The sequence below is a fragment of the Streptomyces sp. NPDC002499 genome, assembly GCF_053595415.1.
Window position 1 is genome coordinate 653,715 of sequence record NZ_JBSFXO010000001.1, and the last position, 21,455, is coordinate 675,169.

Here is a 21,455-nt window from a genome sequence, read left to right on the forward strand (position 1 = left end):
CGGTCCGCACCGCACGCGGACCGGCCACCTCCACGTCCGCGGCCGCCTCAGCGGCCCGGGACCAACCACGGCTCCTGCGGGAGCGGACTGCCGGTCTCCAGAAGCGACTTGAGGTTGGACAGCACCGCCGGCCAGCCGAGCGACACGTCGGCGAGCTCGCCCTGGTCGTTGAGGTCCTCGTGGGTCACGGTGAGCCGGACGATGTCCTCGTGCGGCTGGATGTCGAAGGTCACGCGGGAGAACGTGTCCTCCCGTCCCTCGTTCTCCGGCGATCCCCAGGTGGTGACCAGCCGGGTCGGCCGCTCGCTCTCCACGACGGAGCCGACCACGTCGGCGACGCCGGAGCCGTCGAGGCGGACGTGCTCCCAGCGGGAGCCGGGGCGCCAGTCGGAGACATTGCGGTGCCCCCAGTAGACGGCGGTCAGGTCCGCGTCGGTGAGCGCTTCCCAGACCTTCTCGGGCGTGCTGCGGATGTAGGTGACGTAGACGAATGTGGGCTTGTCGGTCATGGCTTCCTCGGCTCGTCGTTTCACGGCGCTCAGCACGCTCAGGCGCGGGCGCTCGAACTTGTCGATCCACCGCTCCTGGATCTCGTGGAGCGGGACCGGATTGAGGTAGTGCAGCTTCTCCCGCCCGCGCCGCACCGCGCTGACCAGGTTGGCGGCCTCCAGGACCGCCAGGTGCTGGGTGACCGACTGACGTGTCATCTCGATGTGCTCGCACAGCTCACCCAGCGTCTGACCGTTCTGCTCGTGCAGCCGGTCGAGCAGCCGCCGGCGCGTCTCGTCGGCCAGCGCCTTGAAGACCTTGTCCATCCCTGAGTCGTTCTCCGATCGCACACACAAAGTTATGCAGGTAATTGCCTGCATGTCAATGGGAAAGGGTATCTACGCAGGTCAACCCGCGTCACTCCACCAGCACCGTCAGCTCCCGCCGATGCGCGGCCACCCACTCATAGGCGCCCCGCACTTCCGCCACGACCCCAGCCGCACGCAGCCCCACCATGGCCGGCTCCCCGCGGTCCGCCCCTGCCTCGATCCCCCGCCAACACCGGTCCTGCCACCACAGAATCGTGTCGAGCAGCCGGTCCCGGCCGCTGGTGAGCCCGTACGCGTCGCAGATCAGCCCGATCCGGCGCGCCGCCTCGGGCACGTCCGCCACGCCCGGGCCCAGATCCAGGTACTGCCAGCAGAGGTGGGCGACGTCGTGGACGCGTCGGCCGGGGGCCGCGAGGTCCCAGTCGATGAAGGCGAGGGGACTCCATCGGTCGCCGTCGACGGCGTAGACCGTGTTCTTGGGCGCGAGGTCGTTGTGGCACACGACCTCGCCGCCCGCCGCCGACTCCGTACCGGCCGTCAGGTCGTGGAACTCCCGTACCAGTCGCGCGACTTGGGCCAGTCCGGCGTCCGTGCGGGCGGCATCCCGCTCACACCGAGCCACCGCCGCCCGCCCCTCGATGTGGTCGAGGATCTCCCGGCCCTGATCGTCCGTACCGAGGTGGCGGGGCGCCCCTTGCCAGCCGTGCCGCTCGAACAGGGCGAGTACGTCACGGACGTAGTCGGATCTGTCGGAGGGTGTACGGCGCACAGTGGCCCCGACCCTGACAACTCGGTTCACAGCGCCACCGTTGAGCACCGCCTCTCCCCCGGCCGCCTCCCTCTCCGTACGGAACGAGATCCACAGGTCCGGCGGCAGCTCCGGGCGGTTCGGCACCGGACGGGGCTCCTCGTGCCACGCGTCGCCCGCGACCTCCGTGGCCACCCGGCGCCAGAAGCGGACCGCGGGCGGGTTGTCGTGCTGGAAGGCGATCTCCCACGCGCCCGGATGCCGGGCGACGATCTCGAGAACCGCGCGCAGACCGATGCCCGAGCGGCGTGCGCCGCGCACCACGAAGAAGCTGTTCAGTACGCGTGTCGTACTGTCCAGGCCGCGTACGAACGCGAAGCCGACGGGGCGGTCGTCCTGGAGAAACAGGTAGGGCGCCCAACTCGGTTCGGTGAGCGCCGAGTCGACGCGTTCGGCGCGGAAGGTGCCGTCGGGGTTGGGCAGGACCCCGCGCATCCCGGAGAGGTCGTGCCGGAACATCAGCCAGAGGCGTTCGATGACGGCGCGGTCGTCGGGGGTGGCGGGGCGCACGGATACGGCGGACATGGAACTCCCTTGCGGGAAGGGCGCGGTGGCCGAGGAGACGGGCGGGCACGCAGAAAGCCTCCCCGGCGGACGGTGCCGGGGAGGCTTTCTGAGGTGGCAGGGATTTTAGCGTGCCGACAGATACCGACAGGTGGCATCAGGTACCGGCGGATGCCGTCAGGTGCCGGCGGGTTCCGCGTCCGCGGGCACCTCGGTGACGTACTCCTCGGTGATCTCCCTCGGGCCGAACGGCCAGACCTTCTCGTACCGCGCCCACAGGAAGAACGCGGCGCAGCCGAGGGCGAGCCAGGCCAGGGACCATTCGATGGAGTGTCGGCCCGGGGAGTTCCGGTCGGCGTAGCCGTAGATCACGCACCAGCCGACGAACGCGATGATGCTGGGTACCGGGTAGAGCCACATGCGGTAGGGGCGGCGCAGGGTCGGCTGGCGTCGGCGGAGCACCGTGAGCGCGATGATCTGGGCCAGCGCCTGGACGATCACCATGACCGTGGTGAGGAGTTGGATCAGGGTCGCGAGGTCGGTGTGGCGGCCGATCAGGAAGCCGATGGCGGTGATCACGCCCATGGTGGCCAGGCCCAGCATCGGGAACCGGTGCTTGGGGTGCAGCTTGGCGTAGGGGCGGAAGAAGACCCGGTCGCGGGCCGCGTCGTAGGGCACGCGCGAACCGCCGAGCAGACCGGCGAAGACCGAGGCGAACGCCGTGATCAGGATCAGTACCGTCACCGTGTCGGCAGCGCCCTTGCCCCAGGTCTCCTCAAGGACAGCGGAGGCGACGGATGTGGACGCGATGTCGTCGGGATTCGTCATGCGATGCCAGTCGATGACACCCAGCGTGCCGATCTGGAGGAGCAGGTAGATCGCCATGATGCCGACGATCGAGAAGAGGATGGAGCGGGGCAGGTTGCGACCGGGGTCCTTGATCTCGGCGCCCATGTAGGCGGTCGTGTTGTAGCCCAGGTAGTCGTAGATGCCGATGGTCAGACCCGCGGCGAAGCCCAGCCAGAAGTGGTCGCTCATCAGGTCGAAGGCGTGCGCCGGGTAGGTGAAGGCGAGGTGGGGGCTGAAGTCCGAGGCCGCCGCGGCGATGACGAGCACCACCGACGTGATCATCACCGCCCACATCACGGCGGTGATCCGCGCGATGTGCTCGATGCCGCGCCACAGCAGGAGCACGACCAGGGCGATGACGCCGAGGCCGATCAGGTCGCCGCCGGTCTGGCCCAGGTCCGGTGCGAGGTAGCCGAGGTACTGGACGAAGCCGACCACTCCCGTGGACATGATCAGCGGGATGAAGAGCATCGCCGTCCACACGAACAGGAACGGCATGAGCCGGCCCGTGCGGTACTGGAAGGCCTGGCGGAGATAGACGTAACTGCCGCCCGAGCCGGGCATCGAGGCGCCCAGCTCGGCCCAGACGAGGCCGTCGGCGAGCGCGAGGACGGCACCGGCGACGAAGCCGATCACCGCCTGCGGGCCGCCGAACGCGGCGACCATCAGCGGGATCGTCACGAACGGCCCGATGCCGCACATCTGGCTCATGTTGATGGCGGTGGCCTGGAACAGGCCGACACGCCGGACGAAACCACCCGAGGGTGGCGGGCTACCGGACATGGGGACTCCTGGAGATGGGCGCGAGCCGCCCGGCGGGGCTGACTGGGCGATAAAGTTAAGGAGCCTTACTTGATGCGTCAAGAGGTAGCCCTCTATGCGTGAGAATGGTGCGATGCCCGCCAGTGACGTCGTAGAGCAGCAGGGACAGCCGTGGAACCGGCAGCGCCTGCGCAGCACCAACGAGCGACTGCTCCTCGACCGGCTGCGCTCCGCCGGAGCGGCGTCCCGCGCCCAACTCGCCCGGGAGACCGGCCTGTCCAAGCCGACCGTCTCCAGCGCGCTGGCCTCGCTGGCGACGGCGGGCCTGGTGCACGAGGTCGGCACGCACGCGCCCGAGCGCGGTCGCACCGCCGTGCTGTACGCCCCCGACCCGGCCGCCGGGTACGCGCTCGGGGTCGATGTCGGCCGCAGCTGGCTGCGCGTCGCCGTGGCCGACCTGGACGGTGCGGTGGTCGCCCGGGCCGACGTCCGCAACCGCGCCCGCGGCTCCGCCGCCATGGCCGACCTGGTGGTCGGCGCGGCCCGCCAGGTCGTCGAGAGTTCCGGCGTCGACCCGGCCGAGGTGGTGCACGGGGTGGTGGGCACACCGGGCGTGTACGACGAGAAGCGGCGCCGGGTGCGGTACGCGATGCATCTGCCGGGGTGGGGCCGGGCGGGCCTGATCGACCGGATGGGCGAGGAGCTGGGCATCCCGCTGGAGGTGCACAACGACGCCAACCTGGCCGCGCTCGGCGAGTACACCTATGGCGTCGGCGCGGGCAGCCGGCTGTTCGCGTACATCCTGATCGGCACCGGTCTCGGGATGGGCGTCGTGGCCGAGGGCAAGCTGTTCACCGGCGCGCACGGGCTGGCCGGCGAGATCGGGTTCCTGCCGTGGCCCGGGCAGCAGAAGCCCGAAACGCTCGAGGACGCGGTGTCGGGGGTGGCCGTCGTCGAGGCGGCACGCACCTTCGGGATGAGCGGGCAGCTGACGGCCAAGGCCGTGTTCGACGCGGCCCGGCACGGAAACCCGGCCGCGGTGAAGGCCGTTCAGCTGGAGGGCGAGCGGATCGCGCACACGGTCGCGGCGGCGGCCGCGGTGCTCGACCCGGATCTCGTGGTGCTGGGCGGCGGGGTGGGGCACAGCGTCGACCTGCTGCTGCGCCCGGTGCGGGAGCACCTGCGGGCGCTCACCCCGCTGCGGCCCAAGGTGGTGCCGAGCCGGCTGGGCGAGGACGCGGTGCTCCTTGGCGCGGTGGCGACGGCGCTCGGGACCGCGCGGGACGTGGTCTTCGAGCGCCGGTCGGCCGCGTCCTGACCAACTCTGCGAAGGGCTCCGGTGATTGACAGGGCCCATGCGCCGCCCTACCTTGAGCCGCGTTAGTAAAGTTTCCTAACTTGATATCGCCCCTGAAACTGCTGACGGCCCTGAACCCGATGAGGCCCCGCTCCCCGCCGAGGCCCCGATGACGGCTTGGAGACCCCCGTGTTCCGTCGCCCCACCGCCGGACGCCGCCCGCTCGCCACGACCGCCCTCACCCTCGCCCTGCTCGGCACCCTCACGACGAGTGCGTGGACCGAGCCGCACCAGAGCGCCCCGCACGTCCGCACCACCCACGTCTCGGCCAAGGCCGGCGGCGCCACCCCGCTGTCCGGCTACGCGATCCAGTCGACCGCGAAGGTGAGCGACCCGGCGGCCACGGTCTCCTCCCCCGGCTACCCCACGAGCGGCTGGCACCCGGCAGGCCCGCGCTCCACCGTCCTCGCCGCGCTGCTCGCCGACGGGGTGTACGCCGACCCCTTCTACTCGACCAACCAGCAGAAGATCCCGAAGACCGACTTCCAGGTCCCCTGGTGGTACCGCTCCGACTTCACCGTCGCCGACACCTCCGAGCGCACCTACCTCGACTTCAGCGGGGTGATCTCGGCGGCCGGCGTGTACGTCAACGGCAAGCAGGTCGCCACGACGAAGGACGTCACCGGGGCCTACACCCGGCACGAGCTGGACGTGACCTCGCTGGTCCGCTCGGGCACCAACACGGTCGCCTTCCGCATCCAGCCCAACGACCCGAACAAGAACCTCACCATGGGCTGGATCGACTGGCTCCAGCCGCCGCCCGACGAGAACATGGGCATCGTCCGCGATGTCGTCGTGCGGCGCGGCGGACCGGTCGCGCTGCGCGACGCGCACGTGGTGACCACCCTGGCCGTCCCGGCGCTCGCCACGGCCGACCTGACGGTCAAGGCGCAGGCCCGCAACGACTCGGACGCGCCCGTCACCGCGAAGGTCGCGGGCAGCATCGGCACCACGTCCTTCGAGAAGACGGTGTCCCTGGCCGCGCACGAGACGAAGACCGTCACCTTCACCCCCGCCGAGGTCCCGGGCCTCCACCTGACCTCCCCGAAGGTGTGGTGGCCCGCGGGCATGGGTGACCAGCCGCTCTACGCCCTCGACCTCACCGCCTCCGCCGCCGACACCGCCTCCGACACCGCGCACCAGACCTTCGGCATCCGTGACGTGCAGGCACCGCTCAACTCCGACGGCGCCCGCCAGTACCGCATCAACGGCCGCAAGCTGCTGATCAAGGGCGGCGGTTGGTCACCGGACGAGTTCCTGCGCTGGGACCGGACCTACGTCGAGGACCGCCTCAAATACGCCCTCGACCTGGGCCTGAACACCATCCGCCTGGAAGGGCACATCGAGCCGGACGAGTTCTTCGATCTCGCCGACCGCTACGGCATCCTCACCCTCCCCGGCTGGGAGTGCTGCGACAAGTGGGAGGGCCAGGTCAACGGCGGTGAGCGGGGCGACCCGTGGACCGCCGCCGACTACCCGGTCGCGGGGGCGTCGATGGCCGCCGAGGCCGCCCGGCTGCGCGACCACCCGAGCGTCATCTCGTTCCTCATCGGCAGCGACTTCGCCCCGGACGCGACCATCGAGAAGACCTACCTCGACGCGCTGAAGGCCGCCGACTGGAAGACCCCGGTCGTCGCCGCGGCATCGGCCAAGTCGTCGCCGGTGAGCGGCAGTTCGGGCATGAAGATGACCGGCCCCTACGACTGGATCCCGCCGAACTACTGGTACGCCAAGCGCGAGGGCGGCGCCACCGGCTTCAACTCCGAGACCAGCGCGGGCCCCGACATCCCCACCCTCGACACCCTGCGCCGCATGATGACCCCCGCCGAACTCGACACCCTCTGGAAGAACCCGGACGCCAAGCAGTACCACCGCTCGCCGTCCTCGACCTTCGCCACCCTCAAGCTCTACGACAACGCCCTCACCGGCCGCTACGGCGCCCCCACCGGCCTGGCCGACTACGTCCGCAAGGCCCAGCTCGCCCAGTACGAGAACGTCCGCGCCCAGTTCGAGGCGTACGGCCGCAACGCCACCGACGCCTCCAAGCCCTCGACCGGTGTCGTGTACTGGATGTTCAACAGCGGCTGGACCTCCCTGCACTGGCAGTTGATGGACCGTTACCTCGACCAGGGCGGCGCCTACTTCGGCGCGAAGAAGGCGGGCGAGCCGCTGCACATCCAGTACTCCTACGACGACCGCACGGTCACCGTGGTGAACAACCGGCACGCTTCGGCGGGCCAACTCACCGCGCGGGCAACCCTGTTCAACACCGACGGCACCCAGAAGTACGACAAGAGCGTGACGGGGGTGACGGTCGCCGGCGACGGCGCGCACAGCACCCCGCTCACCCTGCCCGCGTCGGTGAGCGGACTGTCGACGACGTACCTGGTGCGGCTGACACTGACCGACGCGTCCGGCAAGGAGGTGAGCCGGAACGTGTACTGGCTCTCCACCAAGCCCGACACGCTCGACTGGGACAACACCGACTGGTACTACACGCCGACGACGAGCTACGCGGATCTGAAGGGGCTCAGCTCGATGGCGCAGGCGCCGGTGTCGGCCCAGGGATCGACGGTGTCGGCGGACGGCACGTCGACCACGACCGTCACTATCCGCAACACGGGTACCGGGAAGACGCCTTCACTGCTCACGGACGTCCATCTGGTCGACGCCCAGGGCAAACCGGTGCTGCCGGTCCGGTGGTCCGACAACCAAGTGAGCCTGTGGCCCGGCGAGTCGACGACCTTGACCGCCACCTACCGGACGGCCGATCTGCACGGATCCGCGCCGAACGTGCGGGTCTCCGGCTGGAACACGGCGGAGCGGACGGTCCCGGCTCAGTGACCCGTGGGGCCCGGTCCGGGGGGCCGGGCCCCACGTAGTTCAGCTGACGTTGAGCGCGGTGTCGTCGACGACGAAGGACGTCTGGAGGGTGGAGCCCTCGACGCCGCTGAACTTGATGGTGGCGGTGGTGCCGGCCAGCGAGGAGACGTCGAAGCTCTTCAGGACGTATCCGGAGGCCGCGTTGAGGTTGGAGTAGGTGGCCAGGGTGGTGGATCCTGCGGTGACCGTCAGCTTGTCGTAGGCGGTGCTGGTGGTGGTCTCCGCGGTGTCCACGTGCAGATAGAAGCTGAGCGTGGCCGAGCAGCCGGACGGGACGGTCACCGACTGGGACAGGGTGTCGGTGTGGGCGGATCCGTAGCCGTCGAGCCAGGCCTTGTAGGAGCCGGTGCGGGCGGCCTCGCCGCTGTCATTGGTGATGACACCGCTGCTGGCGGTCCAGGTGGTGGCCCCGGACTCGAAGCCGGGGTTGCCCAGGAGCTGGGCCGCGGTGCAGGTGCCGTCGCCGCCACCGTCGCCGCCGCCTCCGCTGTCGCCCTCACCGGCGAGCCAGGCGGTGGCGTTGAGGGCGAGCGGCGCGTTGGTGGCGCCGGTGTCGTTCCAGCCGTCGTAGAGGGTGTTGCCGGACTGGCCGGTGCCGTCGTCGACCGGTGAGGTGTCGCCCCAGAAGGCGACCCGGCCGCTGCCGAAGGTGCTGGTCGCGAAGAAGGCGCCGGTGTTGCCGGAGTAACCGGAGCGGTAGAGCAGGCCCTTGACCGAGGAGTTGTCGGCGGGCTTGAGCGTGGCCGTGGTGCCGTCGGCGATCAGGCTCTTGGTGACCGTGCCGAAGGAACCGTGCAGCACGGGATTCGTGCTGTCGCTGATGGCGGCCGGGTAGCCGGAACTGACGTCGAGGGTGTCGACGGAGAAGCCGAACGGGTCGGTCGAGTCGACGCTGTTGTTGCTCATCAGGTCGTTGAAGATCTCGACCGCGTCCTCGCCGTCGTTGTTGCGGTCGGCGCCGGTGTGGTCGGAGATCATGAACAGACCGCCGCCGGCCTTCACGAAGTTCATGATCGCCGTCTTCTCGGCGGTCGTGAACAGCGTGTTGGGCTCGGGCAGGACCAGCGTGTCGAAGTTCGACAGGTCGGTCGTCGACGAACCGCCGTACGTCAGCGCGCTGGTGGCGGTCTTGAGGCTGTAACTGCCGGTCTTCTGGAGGGCGACGCCCCACGAGGACAGGGCGCCGGTCCAGTCCGTCTCGGCGGACGGGGTGGAGTCCTGGGAGAGCGGGTCGGGCTTGCTGGTGGAGATGATCCAGTCGGCGTTGCCGGCCTCTTCGGCGTGGCCGTCGTCGAACAGGATCCGGTGCGTGGTCGCCGCGTGAGCGGGGGCGGCGGTGACGGTCGCCTGGATAGCGGCGCCCGTGGTGAGCAGACCGAGCGTCGCGAGAGCGGCGGTGAGTCTGTGGCGTGACCTGGGGAGTCCGAGCATCCTGCTTACCTCCGTGCGGAGTTGGGGGCTATGGGGGGAGAGCGATGCGGGACCGTGACTACGCGCGTAGAAACAGCACATCTGCGCGCGTAGAAATGCGACCGGAAGACACCTGCGCGACCGGCCGCTTGAACGGTACATGGCAGGAGTGGGGGTGAACAGGCGTCATCCGGCACACCCGGCCCGACGTTGACCGGACGTTGACCGGTGATTGAAAAACGGAACGGACTGTCCCTGCCCGCAGCGGGCATCCGCTTAATGCAGAGGTACTTGACGAAGAGGGGCGGAGATGGAGATTTCGGGCATCATCAGTGCCATCATCATCGGCATCATCATCGGTGTACTGGGGCGGCTGGTGGTACCGGGCCGGCAGCGCATCGGCATCCTGCTGACGATCGTCGTCGGCATCGTGGCCGCGCTGATCGGTGCGGCGCTCGCCTCGGCGTTCGGCGTTGCCGACACCAAGGGCGTTGACTGGATCGAGTGGCTCATCCAGATCGGCCTCGCCGCGGTCGGCATCGCCGCGCTGGACCGCACCAGGGTGCGCCGCTGACCCACACGGCCGGTCTCGACCGGCCGCCGACCCGCATGACCTGTACGGACACGGGCGGGGCGTTCCTACGGACGCCCCGCCCGCTTCGTGCGCACTCTCAACGCGCGGCAGCGAGCGCGGCGAGCCCGTCGCGGGCGCCGGGATACACGGGCGTCCAGCCCAGCTCCCGCTCCGCCTTGGCCGTGGACACCCGCATGCTCGCCTCGAACATCACGTGCGCGTACGACATCGGCGCGGTCAGCCAGAGCGGCACGGTCATCGGCTTCGGCAGGCCGAACTCCTCGGCCACGCACACCAGATGGGCCCGGAACCCGAGCGGTGTACGGTCCGCGATGTTGTACGCCTGCCCCGCGCGCCCGTGTTCCACGGCGGCGACCACGGCCCGTGCGGCGTCGGTGAGTTCGATCCAGGGCAGGACGCGGCCGCGGTCGGCGGGAGCGGGCAACTGCCGTTTGCGCAGCATCGGCACGAGCGCGTCGGTGCCGCCGGGCCCGTAGAACAGTCCGAAGCGCAGCGCTACGCCGGCCAATCCCTCGGCCTCGAAGGTGAGTTGCTCCTTGATGCGCATGCCCTTGAGGTGCTTCTCCAGCTCCGGTGAGGTGCTGCGCGGGGCGAACGGGTCGTCCTCGGTGAGCACCCGGTCGCCGAAGTCCCCGTAGCCGTAGCCGAGGGCGATGGACTCGGAGACGAAGCGGGTGGCGCCGACGGCTCGCGCGGCCTCGACGAGGTGCGCGGTGCCCTCGACGCGCAGGGCGTCGGTGGCGTACATGTCGCGGTGGCGCATGGGCGCCTTGCGCAGGGCGGTCGCGGCGTGGATCACGGTGTCGAAGTGCTGTCCGTCTACGGCCCGCAGCAGACCGTCCCGGTCCATGAGGTCGGCCCGGACGCCGTTCGCCTGCCCCCGGCCGAGGCCGGTGACCTTGTGGCCGGCTTCGGTGAGGGCCCGGGTGACGTGTCCGCCGAAGACGCCACTGGCGCCGGCGAGGAGGATGCTCTGGTTCTTCTGCTGTGTCGTCATGACCATGCGACGGACCGACGGGCCACGGATGTGACATCCCGCCGGACGTGACCCGCGCCACAGGTGCGTGCGGGCCACCATCCGTGCAGGTCAGGAGGCGTTAGGGCGTCTACGGCGTGTACACGTACGGCGTCGTCGTGGTCAGCGGCTCGAAGCCGAGGCGCTCCAGGATCGGGCGGCTCTGGTGGGAGGCGTCGACCTGGAGGTAGCGGTAGCCGCGCTCCACGGCGGAGCGGGCGCGGTGGGCGACCAGGGCGCGGTAGACCCCGCGGCCGCGCCAGGCCTCAATGGTGCCGCCGCCCCACAGGCCGGCGAACCGGGTGCCGGGGACCAGCTCCATGCGCGCCGCGCTGACCGGTTCGTCCCCGGCGAGTGCCACGACGGCGGTGATCGTGTCCGGCTCGGAGGTGAGCCGGGCGAGCAGCTGGTGGCGCATCCGGGTGCCGTCGGTGCCGAAGGCCTTCTCGTGGACGTCCCCGACGAGTTCGACGCCCGCCGCGTCGGTGACCGGCAGCAGGCGGATGCCCTCCGGCAGCTCGGCGTCGAGGTCGAGGTCGTTGACCTCGGCGATCATCAGCGTCTCCTCGGGCTCGGCCGTGAACCCGGCGGCGGCGAGCCGCTGCCCCAGGTCCACCGGCAGGTCGTGCCCGTACAGCTTCCACTCGAATGCGTGCCCGAGCCCGGAGAAGTACGCGACCTGCTCGGCGATCGCCTCGTCCGCGGTCGCCTCGTCCAGGTCGGACCAGACCACGCCGTTCCACCCGCGCGCCGAGGCGACCTGCCGTACCACCCGGCCGACCCGCTCGACCCGTGCGTCGGGCCCGTCCGGCTGGGCGCCTTCGCGCATATTGCGGTCGAAGAGGGCGAGTACACCTACATGATCCATGAGCTCACTCCAACACCCGGCGGCCGAAGGGGCAACAGTTTTAGGAAGATTGCACAGATACGGAGTTCTGATCCCGGTCCGGCCGCACCGCCGCGAGGTAGGCCCGCAGCCGGTCCCGGTTGCGGGCCAGGCAGTCGATACGGGCCTGGATGCGGTCGACGTGGTCCTGAAGCAGGGCCGCGGTCTCGGGGGTCAGCCGGTCCGCGGGCAGCAGGATCTCGTCCGGCCCGGACAGATACGGCAGGATCGCCCGGATCATCTCTGTGGTCAGACCGGAGTCCAGCAGTCCGCGGATCTGCTGGACGTCCCGGACGGCGGGCTCGCCGTAGTCCCGGTAACCGTTCTCGGTGCGGTCCGGGCTGAGCAGGTCCTGCTCCTCGTAGTAGCGCAGGAGCCGCGTGGGGACGCCGGTACGGCGGGACAGCTCGCCGATCTTCACGACCGCTCCCCCCTCACAGATCGCCGGTCCTCATGGCCGCCTCCAGGAAGTCGCCCTTGCCTTCACACTGATGTGAGGGTTCGACCATGGTCCCATGTCCACCGCATCCATGGCCAAGGGCACCGGCACGTCCGCGCCCGCCCCGCTGCCGTGGCCGGGGCTGCTCGCCCTGTCCACGGCCGCCTTCACCGCCGTCATGACCGAACTGCTGCCCGCCGGGCTGCTCCCCCGGATGGCACCCGCACTCGGCGTCTCCGAAGCGCGCGTCGGATTCCTCGTCACCGCATACGCGGCGGCCTCCTTCGCGGCGGCGATCCCGCTCACCGCGCTGCTGCGCGGACTGCCGCGCCGGCGCGTACTGATGGGCGCCCTGGCGGGGTTCGCGGTGAGCAACGCGGTGGTCGCACTCTCCTCCTCGTACGCCCTCACCTTCGCGGCCCGGCTGCTCGCCGGGGCGTTGGGCGGTCTGCTGTGGGCGATGCTCGTCGGGTACGCGGCCCGGATGGTGCCGGCCGAGCGGCGGGGGCGGGCGATCGCGATCGTGCTCGCCGGGATCACGCTCGCGCTGTCGCTTGGCGTGCCCGCCGGGGCCGCGCTGGCCGGGGTGCTGGGCTGGCGGACGGTCTTCGGAGTGCTCGCCCTGCTCGCGGTCCTGCTGATCGGCTGGGTGCGGTGGCGGGTGCCGGGCTTCCCGGGCGAGCCGCGCGAGGCACGCACACCGCTCGCCCGGGTGGCCGTGCTGCCGGGTCTGCCGGCCGTCCTGACGGTGACGCTGTTCCTGCTGCTGGGGCACCAGGTGATGTACACGTACGTCGCCCCGTTCGCGGCGCACGCGGGTCTGGGCCGACCGGACGCGGTGCTGCTGGTGTTCGGCGCGGCCACGGTCGCCGGCATCTGGGTCACCGGCCTGCTCGTCGACCGGCATCTGCGCGCCGCCCTGCTGACCGCACTCGCGATGTGCGCGGGCGCCATGCTCTGCCTCGGCCTGTTCGCCGGGACGCACGCGGTGCTGTTCGGCTCGGTCGCGCTGTGGGGCGTCGCGTTCGGCGGAGCGCCCACACTGATCCAGACCGCGCTGGTCGACGCGTCCGGTCCGCAGGTCGCGGACGTGGCGACCTCACTTCAGGCGACCGTCTACAACGCGGGCATCGCGACGGGGTCCCTGACCGGGGGCCTGGCCTTGGACGCGTTGGGGCCCGGAGCGCTTCCCTGGACGTCCCTCCCGCTGGTCGCGGCAGCCCTGACGACGGTGGTCCTGGGTCGCGGGTACGCCTTTCCGGCCGTACGACGACGGGTGCCGGCCGGCTCGTGACGCGGGGCGCCAACTCCCCCACAGGGGCGCAGGCCACCATCTCCCCCGCAGAGACGCGAGACGCCAACTCCCTTACAGCAGTGAGGAGTTCACCTCACCGTCAGAGAAGGAGGCCCCACCGGAAGGGGAGGATGCCGGTGGGGCCTTCCGTGCGTCCGCGTGGGCGCGGTCAGCGCGACGAGCTCGGCCGGAAGCGGCGGTACAGGGCGGCGCCCCCGATGACCAGCGCGGCGCTCGCCGCGGCGGCGGGGAGTGTCTGGTCGGCGCCGGTGTGGGCGAGCGCGGGTGACACCCGCTCCGGGGTGTGCGGTGCGGCCTGCGTGCCGGGGTGCGCCTTGGGCGGGGTGGACGGCCCGGGCGTGGGGCGCGTCGGGGGGTGGGGACGGTCGCCGGAGGTGTTCACGGACTCGTTGCCCACGGACGCGTTGCCGATGCCGACCACGCTCACCGAGTTGCCGCTGACGTTCACCGGGAGGTCGATCGGGAGCTGGAGGCCGTTGCCGGAGAGGATGCCCGGCGAATCCTTTCCGCCGCCTCGCGCCGCGCTGCCGCCGGAGGCGGTGGATGCGGGCGCGGTGGACCGGTGTGCGCCGGAGCGGTCGGCGCCCGAGCGGTCGGCAGCCGAGCGAGGTCCGGCCCCGGCCCTGCCTCCGCCCTCGTTCACGCATGTGTTCCCCGCGGCCGGGTTGAGGAGGCCGACCACGTTCACCGTGTTCCCGCACGCGTTCACCGGGACGTGCACCGGGAGCTGGATGGTGTTGCCGGAGATCAGCCCGGGTGAGCCGGTCGCGGCACCGTCCGCCGCCGAGTCGGCGTGCGCCGGAACCGTCAGGACCATCGCGCCGGAGGCGGCGGCGACGGCGATCACACCGTTTCGGGTAACCCTTCGCATAGGGTCCCTGCCTTCCAGACAAGGGCGCGGGCACCTGTCCCGCGCCGGAGAGGCGGGCGGCTGCCCGCACTGGTTAAAACGCGGGCGAACCATCAGAGTTATGGCTAATCGGCCTTTCACCCCATCGAGCGGCACGGTTATCGAACTAGCCGTAAAACGGCTTCATGCGGGTCGAGGCCGCACAGGGTAGGGCAGTTCGCACCGCCCCGCTCGCCCGGAGGCGGCGGCTGTGGTGGCCGCCTATCGTGATCGAGGACGCCGTCCCACCCGGTCCGCAGTGGGCGTCCCAGGAGGCATCGATGCTGGCCAAGCTGTCCTCGCGGCCCGTGGTCCGGCGCTGCGCGTTCACCGGAGTCGTCGGCCTGGCCCTGCTGGCCGCCGGCCTGCCCGCGGCGGCCGCCGACGGCGCGCGGGCCGACCTCTCACGCTTCTACCGGCAGAAGGTCGCGTGGTCGAAGTGCGACATGGACGCGCCCAAGGACATGCAGTGCGGCAAGGTCACGGTCCCGCTCGACTACGCCGAGCCCTCCGCCGGCACGATCGATCTGGCGATGGCCCGCTATCGGGCGACCGGCAAGAAGCGCGGCTCGGTGCTGTTGAACTTCGGTGGTCCGGGTGGTGCGGGGGTGAGCGAACTCGCCGCCGGCGGAGACGAGTTCATGAGTCTGACCAACGGCTACGACGTGGTGAGCTTCGACCCGCGCGGGGTGGGCAGGTCCTCGCCGGTCAGCTGCGGCGACGGTTCGGACGACTCCGACGAGCCTTCGGAGTCCTCGGACGAGGATGCCGGGACGAGCGATCCGCAGGCCGTACTGCGGCAGTTGCGCACGGCCGCCGCCCAGTGCGCCGAGAACTCGGGGCCCGTCCTGCGCCACATCGGCACGGTCGACGCCTCCCGCGACCTGGACGTCATGCGCCAGGCGGTCGGCGACAAGAAGCTCAACTACCTCGGTTTCTCCTACGGAACGCGGCTCGGCGCGGTGTACGCGGCCCAATTCCCCAAGAAGGTCGGCCGGTTGGTGCTCGACGGGGTCGACACACTGACCGAGCCGATGGCCGAACAGGGCATCGCGGGCGCCGAGGGGCAGCAGACCGCTCTTGAGGACTTCGTCAACTGGTGCGTCAAGGACATCGCCTGTCCGTTCGGCCAGGACGCGCGCGACGCCCGCGAACAGGTCGTCCGGCTCGTCCAGTCGCTGGACGAGGACCCGGTGCCGACGGACTTCGGCGAGGGGTTCACCGGCCAGGATCTCGTGGGCGCCATCGGCCAGGCCCTCTACAGCAAGGAGATGTGGCCCTCCCTGGAACGCGCCCTCGCCTCGCTGGTCGAGGACGGCGACACCCGCGGGGTGATGGCCTTCGCGACCGGCGGAATGGCCTATCCCCTCCGCGCGACCGGCGGAGTCGGCCTTCCCCACCGGGCGACCACCGGCGACGGCCTGGTCGACGCGGACGACGTACCCCTCGACAATCTCTCGGCGGCGCTGATGGCGATCAACTGCGCGGACGATCCCGATCGCCCCGGCGCCGACCGGATCACCAAGGACCTCGGCCGGCTGCGCGAGCAGTACGAGCAGGCCTCACCGGTGTTCGGCCGCTACCGGCTCACCGAGGTGCTGATGTGCTACGGCCGCCCCAAGGGCACCGACTACATCCGCGACGAGGTGCGCGACGTCCACGGCCCGAAGATGCTCCTGGTCGGCACCCGCGGCGACCCGGCGACGCCGTACCGCTGGACCACGGAGACGGCGAAGCGGCTGGGCTCCTCGGCGGTCGTACTCGACAACAAGGGCGAGGGGCACACCGGTTACGCCTCTTCGAAGTGCGTGCACAACAAGGTGGACCGCTTCCTGCTCTACGGTTCCCTGCCGCCGACCGGGAGTTCGTGCGGGCCCGAGGACGACAACACCTGAGCGCGGTGACCTGTGGGCCCGGGATACCGGGGCGCGGGATGCTAGCAGCGATTTGTCTCTTTCGCCGGTCGCGCTTGCCCCTAATGCCCTCTCGGCGAAACGGTCCTATGGTGCTCGTATGGAGCACGACCTGAGTCCCACAGCCCTGTCCGAGCTGCGGCGCCCGCGGCCCTATCCGGCCGTGTCCGTGCTGACACCGACCCATCGCCGGGAACCCGAGAACGCCCAGGATCCGGTCCGGCTGCGCAATGTGGTGGCCGAGGCCAAGAAGCAGCTGGAGGCCGATCCCGCGGTGACCCGGGAGCGGCGTTCCGATGTCGTCCACCAGCTCGACCAGGCCCTGGCGGAGGTGGATCTCGCGCACGCCGAGGACGGTCTGGTGATCTTCGCCGCTCCGGGTGAGCACCAGGTGTGGTCGCTCGCGCGGACCGTGCCGGAGCGCGTGGTGCTGTCGGACACCTTCCTGACCCGCAACCTCGTCTCCGCGCAGGCCGCGGAGCGCCCGTTCTGGGTGCTGTCGGTCTCGCCCGACCGGGTCACCCTCTGGAGCGGCGGCGCCGACCGCGTCACCGAGGACACCTCCTCCGGATTCCCGCTCGTCAGGAACCCGGAGAACTTCGACGCCGAACGCCAGGAGCGGATCGGCGACATCCCGAGCACCTTCCGCGACGAGGGCACCCGGCACTTCCTGCGCGAGGCCGACGGTGTCATGGGCCTGGTCCTGCGCCGGCAGCCGCGGCCGCTGTACGTGACCGGTGAACAGGCGGCGCTCTCGCTCCTCGACGAGGTCGGCGGTGTCACCAAGGAGGCCGTGCACCTGGCGCACGGCGGGCTGTCGCACGGCACGCCCGACGCGGTGTGGCAGGCGGTACGCCCGCTGGTCGCCGACGAGGCCCGCCGCGGCACCGAGGCGGTGACCCGGGCGCTGGAGTCCGCCCGCGGCCACAAGGCCTTCGCGGCCGGCGTCGACGAGATCTGGCAGAGCGCCCAGGAGGGGCGCGTGCGGCTGCTCGCCGTCGAGGAGAACTACCGGGTGACGGTCCGGGACGTCGTCGACGGCCATCTGGTCCCGGCCGAGAACGACGACCTCGACTCCCGCGAGGACATCGTGGACGAGATCGTCGAGCAGTGCCTGGAGACCGGCGCGGACGTCCGCTTCGTCCCGGACGGCACCCTGGGCGAGGTGCACGGGATCGCGGGCGTACTGCGCTACTGACGCGACCTCTCACATCGCCACGGTCCCGGCGTACGCTACGCCGAGATCGTCGGCGGAGGGGAAGTGCGCACGTGGGTGACCTGTTGGGCGTGGCGGTACTGGGTGCCGGGCACATGGGGGCCGACCACATTCGACGCCTCGACCGGGTGGTGAGCGGGGCCAGGGTCGCGGCCGTGGCCGATCCCGACCTCGCGTCCGCGAAGGAGGCGGTGGCCGGCCTCGACGGGGTCTTCGTCCACCCGAACCCGGAGGCCGCGCTCGACGCGCCCGGCGTGGAGGCCGTCCTGATCGCCTCGCCGGGCCCGGCGCACGAGGAGGCGCTGCTGGCGGCTTTCGCCCGCGGGCTGCCGGTGCTGTGCGAGAAGCCCATGGTCCCGGACTCCGTCGGCGCGCTGCGCGTGGTGGAAGCCGAGGCACGGCTTGGCCGACGGCTCGCGCAGATCGGTTTCATGCGGCGCTACGACGCCGAGTACCGGCGTCTCAAGTCCCTGTTGGACGAGGGGCGGTTGGGACGTCCGCTGATGCTGCACTGCACCCACCGCAACGTCTCCTCCCCGCCGGGCTTCACCTCGGCGATGCTGATCAACAGCTCCGTCTCGCACGAGATCGACGCGGCCCGCTGGCTGCTCGGCCAGGAGCTGACCGCCGTGACCGTGCTGCGTCCCCGGTCCGCCGCCGGGGCGCCCGAGGGGCTGCTGGACCCGCAGTTCGTGCTCTTCGAGACCGAGGGCGGCGCCCTGGTCGACGTCGAGGTGTTCGTCAACTGCGGCTTCGGCTACCAGGTGCGCTGCGAGGCCGTGTGCGAGTCGGGCAGCGCGCGCATCGGCGACGAGCACGCGATGCTGGTCACCTCCGGGGGCACCGCCGGCGAGGAGGTCCCGCAGGACTACCTCGTGCGCTTCGCCGCCGCCTACGACCACGAGGTGCAGTCCTGGGTGGACGCCACCCGGCGCGGACAGGTCACCGGTCCAAGCGCGTGGGACGGCTACGCGGCCTCCGTGGTCGCCGAGGCCGGGGTCCGGGCGCTGGAGACCGGCAACCGCACTGCCGTCGACCTGGCCCAACGCCCGGACCTCTACCCCTAGTTCAGCCGCTGACGCTCGCCGCGCCCGACTCCAGGTGACCCGTGAACCGGCGCGACCAGGTGGTGTCGGAGTCGACGGTGACCGTGAAGTCGTACCAACCGTTCTGGTTGGCCACCGCGTTGAAGAAGTCCTCCGTCGCTCCGCCCGCCGGGACGGTGTACGTCCACGGCCCGTCCGTCCGGTACTGGGTGGCGGTGATCGTGAACTTCACCGGCGCGGAGCCCGAGTTGGTCATCCGGAACCAGAGAGCGAGCTTGCCGGTGCCGGACTCGACGGCGTAACGGGTGCTCACCTCGGCCGACTTGCCCGGCTTGGTGGCGTCGCCCTTGAAGCGGCGCAGGAAGCGGTTGGGGCCGGCCATGGTCAGGTCGTACTTCCCGTCGCCGTACCCCGAGCCGATGTTGAAGTAGTCGGAGGCCGTGCCGCCCGGGTCGACCGTGTACTGCCACGGGGTCGTGTCACGGTAGGCGTTGGGGTGGATCGAGAGATGGGCCGCGCTCTTCGCCGCGCCGCCCTGGTTGGCCATCGCGAACCAGGCGAGGATCTTGCCGCCGGTCCCGAACTCCATGCGGTCCAGGTAGCCGTTGGGCTGATACGGCAGTGCGCGGGCGGGCCGGGTGCCGGGCTCCTGGGCGGGCAGGGAATTGTTCGTCGGCACCGGATTGGGCAACGGGCCGCAGGTGTCGTACCCGATGACCTTCGTCGCGGGGAGCGCCACGGAGCCGTACACCGGATGGGCGAAGTCGAAGACGCCGGTCAGGTCGCCGCTGACCTTGCGGCGCCAGGCGCTGATGTTGGGGCAGGCGGCCGGTTTGCCCAGGGCGGTCGTCCAGGTCTCCAGGAAGCGCAGCACCGAGGTGTGCTCGAAGACCTCGGAGGAGACCCAACCACCGCGCGTCCAGGGCGAGACGACGATCATCGGGACGCGGAAGCCGAAGCCGTACGGGACACCGTTCAGGAACTCCCCGGCCGTGCCGGCGGGCGGGGCCGGGGGCGGCACATGGTCGAAGTACCCGTCGTTCTCGTCGTAGTTGAGGAACAGGACGGTCGAGTCGAGGACGTCCTGGTCGGCGGCGAGGGCCTGGTAGACGAGGTTCACGAAGTGGGCGCCGTCGCCGGGCGGGGCGTACGGGTGCTCGGAGAAGGCCTGATTGGGGACCACCCAGGAGACCTGCGGGAGAGTGCCGGCGACGACGTCCGCCTTGATGGCGGCGGCGATGTCGTCGGGGGTCGAACCCGTCACCTTGGGGACGGAGGACATGCCGCGGTCGTAGAGCGGGTCACCCGCCTTGGCGGAGGCGAACTTCTTGAAGTAGGCGCAGGCGTTGTCGCCGTAGTTGTCCTGCGCGTTCTGGTAGACCTTCCAGCTCACCCCCGCGCCCTGCAGCGCTTCGGCGTAGTTCTGCCAGGTGAGGCCGGATTCGTCGCCGCCGTCGTAGCTGCTGGAGTCGACCTTGCCGCTCCACAGATAGGTGCGGTTGGGGCCGGTCGCGCTGAGCGTGGAGCAGAAGTAGGCGTCGCAGATCGTGTAGGCGTCGGCGAGCGCGTAGTGGAAGGGGATGTCGGAGCGGTCCAGGTAGCCGAGGGAGCGTACGTTCCCCACTCCGGAGACCCAGTTGTCGAGCCGGCCCTTGTTCCAGGCGGAGTGCTGGGAGGACCAGGAGTGCGGCAGATCGCCGTTGCACTGGGCGAGGGTCTCGCCGTCCGCGCCGCCCGCGGCCGGGGTGGCGCTGAGCTTCCAGGGGTACTGGCGGCCGAAGCCGTTCGGCTGGTTGAAAACCGGGTACCCGCCGCCGAGCGTGATGCCGCTGCGGTCGTCGAAGCCGCGGACGCCCTTGAGGCGTCCGAAGTAGTGGTCGAAGCTGCGGTTCTCCTGCATGAGGATCACCACGTGCTTGACGTCCGAGATCGTGCCGGTCGCCGCGCTCGGGTCCGCGGCCGCCGTACGGGTCGTGGCGCCCACTGCCATGCCCGCCGCCACGGTGGCGCCGAGCCCCACGAAGCCTCTTCGGCTGATCGGTGTCATTCGCCCCGCCCTCGTCACCGGCATGCCCCTGCGGCACACCGCGCGCCAGGGTGCACGGGGTGATCGTCAGGGTCCAGACCCGCGCGATGAGCCGGAGATGAACAAAAGTCAAAGCGACTCAGGCAGCACCGGGCGTCACCGGGTCAGACATTGCCGAACAGGGCGCTGATCCCACGGTCCACGGCCGCGTCGAGGTCCTCCTCGCCCGCCGCCACCACGGCGTACGTCCGCAGCAGGAAGCGCTGCAGCGCGTCGGTGTCGAACTGGAGCAGCGCGAGACCGAAGGGCGAGTGGAACTCCAGGACCGTACGGGCCCGCCCGCACGGCCAGATGTGCACGTCCCCGCCGCCGGCCGGACCGCGCAGCCCCTCCTCCAGGAGGGCGCGCCCGAAGGTCCAGGTGACCCCGGTGCCGTCCAGCGAGACGTCCGGCGGGAACTCGACATGCACGGCCAACGGGTCCGTGGAGCTGTAGCGGAAGGTGGCGGGAACGGGCAGCTCCTGTTCTTCAGCAGTGATCAGTCGACCGCGGGCGGGCTGCTCAAGAGTGATGTCCATGCTGTTACGACCCCGAAGGTGCCGTTTGCATTACGTCGAAGCGCTTACTAATTTCTGTGACCTGCATCACACGACCCAAACGGACTCGGACGCGCCGGATCCCCTGGTCAGATCCTCCAGAACAAGAGACCATCGAACGCACGCCT

17 protein-coding genes and 1 pseudogene are annotated in these 21,455 nt (G+C 70.7%); 7 read left to right on the forward strand and 11 right to left on the reverse strand.

Annotation, left to right across the window (positions count from 1 at the left end; genetic code table 11):
* Positions 1-47: 47 nt before the first annotated feature.
* The 4 genes and pseudogenes from ACWD5F_RS02970 to ACWD5F_RS02985 all read right to left on the reverse strand — a co-directional run bounded on the left by ACWD5F_RS02970 (position 48) and on the right by ACWD5F_RS02985 (position 3,762).
* Positions 48-815 (reverse strand): ArsR/SmtB family transcription factor, encoded by a 768-nt coding sequence (locus ACWD5F_RS02970; RefSeq protein WP_451250454.1) that lies wholly within the window; start codon positions 813-815, stop codon positions 48-50.
* 91 nt (positions 816-906) lie between these two features.
* A complete protein-coding gene (locus tag ACWD5F_RS02975; protein ID WP_451251021.1) occupies positions 907-1,635 on the reverse strand; it encodes a phosphotransferase in 729 nt (242 codons plus the stop codon).
* Positions 1,636-1,662: 27 nt separating this feature from the next.
* Positions 1,663-2,151, reverse strand: a pseudogene (locus tag ACWD5F_RS02980) (GNAT family N-acetyltransferase); the annotation flags it as partial.
* Between the two features lie 156 nt (positions 2,152-2,307).
* On the reverse strand, positions 2,308-3,762 hold the full coding sequence (locus ACWD5F_RS02985; protein WP_451250456.1) for an APC family permease: 1,455 nt from the start codon (positions 3,760-3,762) through the stop codon (positions 2,308-2,310).
* Between the two features lie 112 nt (positions 3,763-3,874).
* Here ACWD5F_RS02985 and ACWD5F_RS02990 point away from each other — a divergent pair, with 112 nt between their 5' ends.
* Both ACWD5F_RS02990 and ACWD5F_RS02995 read left to right on the forward strand, forming a co-directional pair.
* Positions 3,875-5,059: an ROK family transcriptional regulator gene (locus ACWD5F_RS02990; protein ID WP_451250458.1), complete on the forward strand. Its 1,185-nt coding sequence runs from the start codon at positions 3,875-3,877 to the stop codon at positions 5,057-5,059.
* Positions 5,060-5,227: 168 nt separating this feature from the next.
* Positions 5,228-7,942 (forward strand): glycoside hydrolase family 2 protein, encoded by a 2,715-nt coding sequence (locus tag ACWD5F_RS02995; protein ID WP_451250459.1) that lies wholly within the window; start codon positions 5,228-5,230, stop codon positions 7,940-7,942.
* A 39-nt stretch (positions 7,943-7,981) separates the two neighbouring features.
* Here the strand turns inward: ACWD5F_RS02995 and ACWD5F_RS03000 are convergent, their stop codons facing one another.
* Positions 7,982-9,412 (reverse strand): hydrolase, encoded by a 1,431-nt coding sequence (locus ACWD5F_RS03000; protein ID WP_451250461.1) that lies wholly within the window; start codon positions 9,410-9,412, stop codon positions 7,982-7,984.
* Between the two features lie 289 nt (positions 9,413-9,701).
* On the opposite strand from ACWD5F_RS03000, the gene ACWD5F_RS03005 reads away from it, so the two are divergent.
* Complete coding sequence (locus tag ACWD5F_RS03005; RefSeq protein WP_124001295.1) at positions 9,702-9,965, forward strand: GlsB/YeaQ/YmgE family stress response membrane protein; 264 nt, start codon at positions 9,702-9,704, stop codon at positions 9,963-9,965.
* Between the two features lie 97 nt (positions 9,966-10,062).
* On the opposite strand, the gene ACWD5F_RS03010 is transcribed toward ACWD5F_RS03005, so the two are convergent.
* The 3 genes from ACWD5F_RS03010 to ACWD5F_RS03020 form a co-directional block, all read right to left on the reverse strand.
* Positions 10,063-10,983 carry an NAD-dependent epimerase/dehydratase family protein gene (locus ACWD5F_RS03010; RefSeq protein WP_451250463.1) on the reverse strand — a complete coding sequence of 307 codons (921 nt, stop codon included), beginning with the start codon at positions 10,981-10,983 and terminating at the stop codon, positions 10,063-10,065.
* A 109-nt stretch (positions 10,984-11,092) separates the two neighbouring features.
* Positions 11,093-11,869, reverse strand: a complete 777-nt coding sequence (locus tag ACWD5F_RS03015) for a GNAT family N-acetyltransferase (RefSeq protein WP_451250465.1) — start codon at positions 11,867-11,869, stop codon at positions 11,093-11,095.
* 40 nt (positions 11,870-11,909) lie between these two features.
* Positions 11,910-12,308, reverse strand: a complete 399-nt coding sequence (locus ACWD5F_RS03020; protein WP_451250467.1) for a MerR family transcriptional regulator — start codon at positions 12,306-12,308, stop codon at positions 11,910-11,912.
* Between the two features lie 94 nt (positions 12,309-12,402).
* Here ACWD5F_RS03020 and ACWD5F_RS03025 point away from each other — a divergent pair, with 94 nt between their 5' ends.
* Positions 12,403-13,620: an MFS transporter gene (locus ACWD5F_RS03025; RefSeq protein ID WP_451250469.1), complete on the forward strand. Its 1,218-nt coding sequence runs from the start codon at positions 12,403-12,405 to the stop codon at positions 13,618-13,620.
* Between the two features lie 169 nt (positions 13,621-13,789).
* Here ACWD5F_RS03025 and ACWD5F_RS03030 read toward each other — a convergent pair whose 3' ends face one another.
* Positions 13,790-14,512 (reverse strand): chaplin, encoded by a 723-nt coding sequence (locus ACWD5F_RS03030; RefSeq protein WP_451250471.1) that lies wholly within the window; start codon positions 14,510-14,512, stop codon positions 13,790-13,792.
* A gap of 299 nt (positions 14,513-14,811) precedes the next feature.
* Here ACWD5F_RS03030 and ACWD5F_RS03035 point away from each other — a divergent pair, with 299 nt between their 5' ends.
* The 3 genes from ACWD5F_RS03035 (at position 14,812) to ACWD5F_RS03045 (ending at position 18,726) form a co-directional block, all read left to right on the forward strand.
* Positions 14,812-16,425: an alpha/beta hydrolase gene (locus ACWD5F_RS03035; RefSeq protein WP_451251023.1), complete on the forward strand. Its 1,614-nt coding sequence runs from the start codon at positions 14,812-14,814 to the stop codon at positions 16,423-16,425.
* Positions 16,426-16,543: 118 nt separating this feature from the next.
* Positions 16,544-17,641 carry a baeRF3 domain-containing protein gene (locus ACWD5F_RS03040; RefSeq protein ID WP_451250472.1) on the forward strand — a complete coding sequence of 366 codons (1,098 nt, stop codon included), beginning with the start codon at positions 16,544-16,546 and terminating at the stop codon, positions 17,639-17,641.
* 71 nt (positions 17,642-17,712) lie between these two features.
* Complete coding sequence (locus ACWD5F_RS03045; protein ID WP_451250474.1) at positions 17,713-18,726, forward strand: Gfo/Idh/MocA family protein; 1,014 nt, start codon at positions 17,713-17,715, stop codon at positions 18,724-18,726.
* A gap of 1 nt (position 18,727) precedes the next feature.
* On the opposite strand, the gene ACWD5F_RS03050 is transcribed toward ACWD5F_RS03045, so the two are convergent.
* Together ACWD5F_RS03050 and ACWD5F_RS03055 are read right to left on the reverse strand one after the other, a co-directional pair.
* Positions 18,728-20,752, reverse strand: coding sequence for a phosphocholine-specific phospholipase C (locus tag ACWD5F_RS03050; protein WP_451250476.1), 2,025 nt, complete (start codon positions 20,750-20,752; stop codon positions 18,728-18,730).
* A 143-nt stretch (positions 20,753-20,895) separates the two neighbouring features.
* The gene (locus ACWD5F_RS03055; protein WP_401723548.1) at positions 20,896-21,309 is read right to left on the reverse strand and encodes an SsgA family sporulation/cell division regulator; all 414 of its coding nucleotides are present in this window, start codon (positions 21,307-21,309) and stop codon (positions 20,896-20,898) included.
* Positions 21,310-21,455: the final 146 nt, after the last annotated feature.

Coding starts and splice junctions, on each gene's coding strand:
- ACWD5F_RS03025 (WP_451250469.1), top strand. CDS start 12,403: ATGTCCACCGCATCCATGGCCAAGGGCACCGGCACGTCCGCGCCCGCC.
- ACWD5F_RS02990 (WP_451250458.1), top strand. CDS start 3,875: ATGCCCGCCAGTGACGTCGTAGAGCAGCAGGGACAGCCGTGGAACCGG.
- ACWD5F_RS03010 (WP_451250463.1), bottom strand. CDS start 10,983: ATGACGACACAGCAGAAGAACCAGAGCATCCTCCTCGCCGGCGCCAGT.
- ACWD5F_RS03055 (WP_401723548.1), bottom strand. CDS start 21,309: ATGGACATCACTCTTGAGCAGCCCGCCCGCGGTCGACTGATCACTGCT.
- ACWD5F_RS03030 (WP_451250471.1), bottom strand. CDS start 14,512: ATGCGAAGGGTTACCCGAAACGGTGTGATCGCCGTCGCCGCCGCCTCC.
- ACWD5F_RS02985 (WP_451250456.1), bottom strand. CDS start 3,762: ATGTCCGGTAGCCCGCCACCCTCGGGTGGTTTCGTCCGGCGTGTCGGC.
- ACWD5F_RS03040 (WP_451250472.1), top strand. CDS start 16,544: ATGGAGCACGACCTGAGTCCCACAGCCCTGTCCGAGCTGCGGCGCCCG.
- ACWD5F_RS03015 (WP_451250465.1), bottom strand. CDS start 11,869: ATGGATCATGTAGGTGTACTCGCCCTCTTCGACCGCAATATGCGCGAA.
- ACWD5F_RS03005 (WP_124001295.1), top strand. CDS start 9,702: ATGGAGATTTCGGGCATCATCAGTGCCATCATCATCGGCATCATCATC.
- ACWD5F_RS02970 (WP_451250454.1), bottom strand. CDS start 815: ATGGACAAGGTCTTCAAGGCGCTGGCCGACGAGACGCGCCGGCGGCTG.
- ACWD5F_RS03035 (WP_451251023.1), top strand. CDS start 14,812: ATGCTGGCCAAGCTGTCCTCGCGGCCCGTGGTCCGGCGCTGCGCGTTC.
- ACWD5F_RS03050 (WP_451250476.1), bottom strand. CDS start 20,752: ATGACACCGATCAGCCGAAGAGGCTTCGTGGGGCTCGGCGCCACCGTG.
- ACWD5F_RS03000 (WP_451250461.1), bottom strand. CDS start 9,412: ATGCTCGGACTCCCCAGGTCACGCCACAGACTCACCGCCGCTCTCGCG.